Annotated in this window: 4 protein-coding genes; all 4 read right to left on the bottom strand. The window is 47.8% G+C overall.

The features are described 5' to 3' along the window. Positions 1-444: 444 nt before the first annotated feature. The 4 genes from PsW64_RS17970 to PsW64_RS17955 all read right to left on the bottom strand — a co-directional run bounded on the left by PsW64_RS17970 (position 445) and on the right by PsW64_RS17955 (position 6452). A complete protein-coding gene (locus PsW64_RS17970) occupies positions 445-1218 on the bottom strand; it encodes a slipin family protein (RefSeq protein WP_063304456.1) in 774 nt (257 codons plus the stop codon). Next, a complete protein-coding gene (locus PsW64_RS17965; protein ID WP_082831156.1) occupies positions 1215-2642 on the bottom strand; it encodes an NfeD family protein in 1428 nt (475 codons plus the stop codon). The genes PsW64_RS17970 and PsW64_RS17965 overlap by 4 nt, the downstream gene beginning before the upstream one ends. Positions 2643-3369: 727 nt before the next feature. Further along, positions 3370-5199, bottom strand: a complete 1830-nt coding sequence (locus PsW64_RS17960) for a M10 family metallopeptidase C-terminal domain-containing protein (RefSeq protein WP_063304455.1) — start codon at positions 5197-5199, stop codon at positions 3370-3372. Between the two features lie 203 nt (positions 5200-5402). Next, entirely contained in the window at positions 5403-6452 is a 1050-nt protein-coding gene (locus tag PsW64_RS17955) for an SDR family NAD(P)-dependent oxidoreductase (protein WP_082831155.1), read from the bottom strand.

Genomic DNA, 6452 nt, shown 5'->3' with positions numbered 1-6452 from the left:
CCCCAGCTGAGAAGTTCTCACAGTGTGTTGCCGCGACCAGTTGAAACCACCGCCAATAGCGGTCATTCGGGCACTTCTAGCTGAGGTTGAGTAAAGCTTATGTAAAGTGTTGCGCAATCTATGAAACGAGATTTCTTCAAGATCCAGTCCTCGATACGGGGCAACACTATCTCTACTTTTAAACTTAATCACTTATCGCGAGGATTATCCTCGCACTTCCCCAATTGCGCTCTGCAATACGCTTTTCAAATGTTGCGACCACCTGACCTGCTCCACCCTTGACTATCGGGGCACCTGCAGTCTCCATAGTATAGGCCATCACCTTGCCCATCAGGGATCCCAAAGTTACTTCTGGGGTCGAACCTGAACGCAAAACTCCTTCCACCAACTGTAGTTGAGCCCTTGAGAGACACATTCCTATCGGCATAACTCAGAAACACTACCTTATTTTTGCTCTTCGGCAGGACCCTTTGCGATTAGTCGGCCTATCAGTTCCATTGGCATTGGAAAGACAATCGTATTACTTCTATCGCTCGCGATTGTCTGCAGGGTTGTCAGATAACGCAGCTGCATAGCTTGATCGTTCTGAGAGAGAATTCCGGCGGCTTCTAGAAACTTTTCCGCCGCTTGTTGTTCGCCCTGCGCGTCGATGACCTTGGCGCGGCGTAGCCGCTCAGCTTCCGCCTGCTTTGCGATTGCCCGGATCATGCGGTCATCAAGGTCAATGTGCTTCAACTCCACATTTGATACCTTAATACCCCAGGTTTCCGTCTGTTCATCCAGAATACGCTGAATGTCAGCGTTTAACCGATCTCTTGATGCGAGCATTTCGTCAAGCTCATGCTGACCTGCAACCGAGCGCAGCGTTGTCTGAGCCAGTTGGGTGGTCGCCTGAAGGAAATCCTCAACCTGTATAATCGCCCGTTCAGCGTCCACGGCGCGAAAATACACGACTGCATTGACTTTAACGGAGACATTGTCGCGCGAAATTACGTCCTGCTCAGGCACGTCTAAGACGCGCGTGCGCAGATCCACCCGAACCATCTGCATGATACCCGGAAGAACGATGATCAAACCTGGACCTTTCACTTTCCAGAAACGCCCTAGCAGGAAGATCACACCTCGCTCATACTCCCGCAAAATCTTCAATGACGAGAAAACAATCAAGAGTGGAATCAGTACAGTCAAAGTCCAGGAATAGTTAAGCAGTTCGTTCATGACTGGTCCTCACTTTTAAGGGGAGAGACGGTGAGGGTTAACCCCTCAATAGCCGATACTTCGACGGTGAGGCCCGGCCTTAAAGGCGTTGTGCTTGTTGCTTGCCATACTTCACCATGAACTCTGACATGCCCCTCTCTTCCATTCCAGTCCAAAACCAAGGCTTTACTGCTGAGCATTTCTTCCTGCCCTGTTACGACGGCACGACCCTTGGAGCGCATAAGAAGATAAAGAATGATGAGAAAAACGCCGGCACTAACAGCTGCGATCGACCCAATCAGCATAGGAGATACCTCCAGTTCTGGAGTGTCACTATCGATCAGCATGATTGAACCCAGCACAAAGGCGACGGCACCACCCAGTCCGAGCACGCCAAAGCCGGGCGCAAGTACTTCACCGATCATAAGACCAAGCCCGACAAGAATTAAAGCCAGTCCGGCATAGTTGACTGGCAGCAGCTGAAAGGCGTAGAGCGCCAAAAGCAGGCAGATCACACCGGTGATCCCTGCGATGAAAATACCTGGACTGTAAAATTCCAGAACGATTCCATAGATGCCGATAAGAAACAGGATATAGGCAACACTCGGATTAGTGATGACAGAAAGAAACTCGGTCCGCCAATCTGGTTCCACCGGAATAATCGTCAAATTATCAGTTTTGAGCGTAATCTGCCCTTCTGGCAACTCTACGGACCGCCCATTTAATTGCTGAAGAAGATCGGTTTGATTATTGGCAATCAGGTCTATGACCTCTTCCTCGAGGGCATCGACCGCCGTTAGGCTGGCAGCTTCGCTGACCGCCTTTTCCGCCCACTCTGAGTTTCGGTTCCTCAACTGGGCAAGGCTCTTGATATAAGCCTTCGCATCACTGATAGCTTTGTCGGAGGAGGACGGGGCCGCACTTGTCTCTGCGTCCTCGTCGTTGTCAGAGCCTTCTGATCCGGGAAAACCACCACCTACCTGAACCGGTGTAGCTGCACCAAGATTGGTTCCCGGTGCCATGGCAGCAATATGGCATGCGTACAGAATATAGGTTCCGGCACTGGCCGCACGGGCACCGCTCGGCGCAACATACCCAACAACTGGAACCGACGATGCCAGAATGGCATGGACGATGGTGCGCATTGCAGTGTCTAGACCGCCAGGGGTGTTCAAAGTGAGAATGACAAGCGTGGCTCCATCTTCCTGGGCGGATTGGAGGCCACGTGTCACATAGTCAGCAGTGGCCGGCCCTATAACGCCTTCAATACGGATAAGTGGGGCGGTCCGGTCCGTTTGGGCGTTACAGTAGCTCGTAGCAAAAAGCGCAAAAATGAAGAAGCTACCGATTAGAATTGCCAGAAATACGACACATTGAATACAGGCAAATCCTAAACCTTTAAGATTTGCAATCTGCCATTCCGTTCCTGTTGCCGCCAATCGCATTTTAAGGTGCGTTCTGTTTTTAAGTTGGTTACAGATGGATCACTTCACTAACTACATAAGGGAATGTGATGACTAACGTAATCAAGTAAGAATTGCTGTTATAAGTCACAGCCAATTATCGGTATCTATACTGACACAAGCCGCGTGTAATGGGAACTTTGGTGAATAAGACAGTTTCTAAGAGCTTAAGGCACCTCCAAGCTGCTTGCATTTAAAAAGAAAATTACTTGTTCGCGAGTCTGCTTGTTTGAGAGCGTTCGATGAAGGCGACCAAAATCTGGCATTAATAATGGTGGACTGTCAAAAATTACATGCGACATTTCAATCATTGCTACAAATGAGTTCGGTGAAATCTCAGAGCCTCATGGCCATCATAGAGGGGCATTCAGCACCATGCCTCAAAACACAATTCTATATCTTGTGAGCTAATTTTGACTGCAGCAAAGATGCTACGATCCCGCGCAAGTTTAATGACTGACGCAATGCAGCAGGATTTTGAACAGGCTACCGGGCCCTGGCATTTGGAGTAGGCGGCTTTACTTGAATGCTTTGCGTTAACCTCGGAAGCTCTCGTGCAGCCAGCTGTTTTCTCTCTTCATCTGCTCAAAAATAGCGCAGACATGACAGTAGCTCCTCAGATGCTGCCGCACTCTATGCATAACAGCCTGACGTTGAACTGTGCTCCAAGAGAATTGTAAGAAGAACAAGCGCTTGGAGCACACTTTATTTACGCGAACATAAAGTCATCAGCGCTGATTAGATCAGCACCGATATCGGACAACACGATGGAACCACCTTGGTAGGAAATGAGCGCGCCATCCTCTGAAGCCAAAATAGTGAGTTCTTCAAGACTGGTGACGCTATTCTTAATAAACTTGATGACATCTAGCCCACTCGAAAAGTCGGTAATCCTGTCATCTCCAGAGTTAGCCGCAAAGATGAAAGTGTCTTTGCCTTTGCCTCCGGAAAGTATGTCATCACCGATGCCTCCTGTGAGGAGGTCACTCCCCTTTCCACCATCAAGCTCGTCATTGCCTATGCCGCCATCTAAACGATCGTTTCCATTGCCTCCAAGCAGGTTATCATCACCTTTCCCACCGTAGAGCCTATCGTTGCCCACTCCTCCATCCAGAGTATCTCGACCATCTTCGCCGTAAAGCCTGTCCTTGCCTTTGCCACCTTTGAGCTGATCTATCCCGCTGCCGCCATAGAGCCAGTCATTGCCACGCCCACCATCCAGCAGATCGTGACTTTCATTTGCAAAAAGCTTGTTGTGAGCGTCGTTGCCAATCAGTTCGTCATCCCCAGAACCGGTATATGCATTTTCAATCACGGTTCCACGCATAATGGCAAGATTGCCCTTCAAGCCCTGAACATCTGAATAGGTTTCCTCGACAAGAGAAATCCGCTGATCACTCGTCACGGAGCTGAAGTTGATACTATCGTTGCCACCATCATCCAGAATGGTGAAGGTCACCGGAACCATGCCAGCAATATCATCGTAATATCCTCCAGCATTGGAGTTTTCGCCATAGATGGAGTCGTCAGTACGCAAGTTACCTGCCGTTCCATAAAGATCTTGCATAGCAAGAATGTCGGCGATCATAGGCGTGACCACATACGCATAACTGGCATCGATGTTCGTGTTTCCCTGCTGACTAAAATATGACATGACTGTCGCTTGCCAGGAATCATTGGAGTAATGATTGTCTACGCCGAATGTAGCATCTCCGTTGTAATGGCCGGCATGTCCCAGCCCCAGTGCATGTCCGGTTTCGTGAATATATGTCTGATAGGAGTACGAGTTTAAGTCTGCTCCATATCGATCAACCCAGTCCGCGCTAACATTGACGAATGATCGCTCAATTTCACCATAAAAGGTGTTGGAGCTTGCATAAGCTCCGCCATAATTGTCGTCGAAGTTTATCTTTGCATAGGTATCTGTAAATTCGAAATTGATGCCAGTCATCATTGACCAGGCGTCAAGAGCATTCTTTGCCAGGTATTGGCCGGTATCTGTCAAACCCGTAATATTGACCGAGATCGCCTCTCCAGGTTCCACATCAAATGCCCGGCGATATCCCCAATATGCATCAGTCAACTGATGTGCAATCTGGTCATTTGAAAAAGCGTCTGGATCTACCGGCACTTCAGTAGAGCCAGCTTCCTCGGTTATACTAAGCTGATAGTCTCCAAAAGAATTTCCCTCTGCACCAATGGTAGCCAAAACATAATAGGTGCCGCGTTCGTCAGGTGTGAAAGTGACTTCTGATTTACTACCATTCCCATTTTCAGTGTCCGACGCGACGGGCCTGGAGTTGGGATCGAACAGGACCAAACTTGTGTCCGATGGCCCATTGGACCCCTCACTGTCCATGGAGATCGTGTACTCAACCCCCGCCTCAAGGACAATCGCAACAAAATCTGAATCTCCGCCTCTTTTCAAAGACCCATAGAAAGTATCCTTCGGGGTGAGAGTGTACGGAGTATCAAAGTGAGCAGGAGCATCTCCCTTTTCCACTAATATAGATTTATTGGAGTTATATCTGGTAGACATGCGAATCATTTCCGATAATTGAAATTATCGAATTACGATATACATTGCCCACATACTATCAATATTCATATGTACATCTTTCACAAATGATGTATTTTGACTTATACTATAATTTTACTAATTAAGTGCGAAAATATTAGCAGATATTGCTACATTGTAATAAAATTAATATCTACATCTACTTCACTGCAGAGATTGACAGATCATTTGCAGGCTTCTGATAAAGATGCTCTCCATCTAGCCGTTGAAGCATCACTTATCTGCATAAGCTTTGTTCTGATACTTGTGTCTTTCGCTTCCGGATTGGGCTCAGAAATCTTGTCTTCATCTGTATAGGTGCCAGTTACACTGCTGTATCGCGACGAAATAGCGAGCCTTACTATGCGATCAGCTCCTACTTCCGGTGGAGAGGCAAAAATGCGCATGATGAGCCGAAAAATACCTGGAATGCCTTTTAGATCCCGCAGCAAGTTGGAACGAATGAAGCCGGGATTAAGCGCGTTTACAGTGACTCCTGAGCTTTCTAATTGCTCAGCCAGCTCAACTGTAAACGCATTGAGCGCGAGCTTTGCCTGAGCATAGGGTTTTAGCGCATCAAAGCCGTGTTTCGTTTGGAGATCTTCAAAATTAATATGGCCTAGTGCTTCCGTTTCGGAGGAAACATTCACAATTCTTGACGGCGCAGAGGTTTTGAGACGCTCTAGCAAAAGGTTCGTAAGCAAAAAGGGGCCAATATAATTAATCGCCCACATCTTCTCCAACCCATCTGCTGTGATGGTGCGTTTTGGGACTTGAGCACCTGCGCAATTGACTAGGACGTCTATGCGCTTGTGAGTGGCTATGATGCGTTCAGCACAACAGCGAATGCTCTCCATTGATGCCAGATCACAGGATAGAAACTGCGCAAACCCTCCATCAACGGCATTTAGCTCGCGTGCAACTGCCATCCCTTTTTCTTCATTGCGACCTAAGATGATCAGGTTTGCCCCGAGCTTATGCAGTGTACTAACAGCGGCTCGCCCCATACCATCAGTTCCACCTGTAAACACAATTGTCTTACCTGATATGTGCTTATCTTCTTCAGGGATTGCATAGACGGGATTTGGTTTCCTTCGTTGTGGTGTGAAAGTGTTGAGCACCATACTCGCTTGCTTGATAATTGAAGCATTTTTCGAACTCATGGTCACTCCCATTCGGAAATATATAATTCCGGAATTGTTAATTACCGAATAAGCGATATAGAAGTTTGACAT

Origin of the sequence: Pseudovibrio sp. W64 (assembly GCF_001623145.1) — a bacterium.
Classification (GTDB): domain Bacteria; phylum Pseudomonadota; class Alphaproteobacteria; order Rhizobiales; family Stappiaceae; genus Pseudovibrio.
The sequence above is the reverse complement of the archived record's forward strand: the minus strand, read 5'-3'. Positions and strand labels throughout refer to the sequence as shown.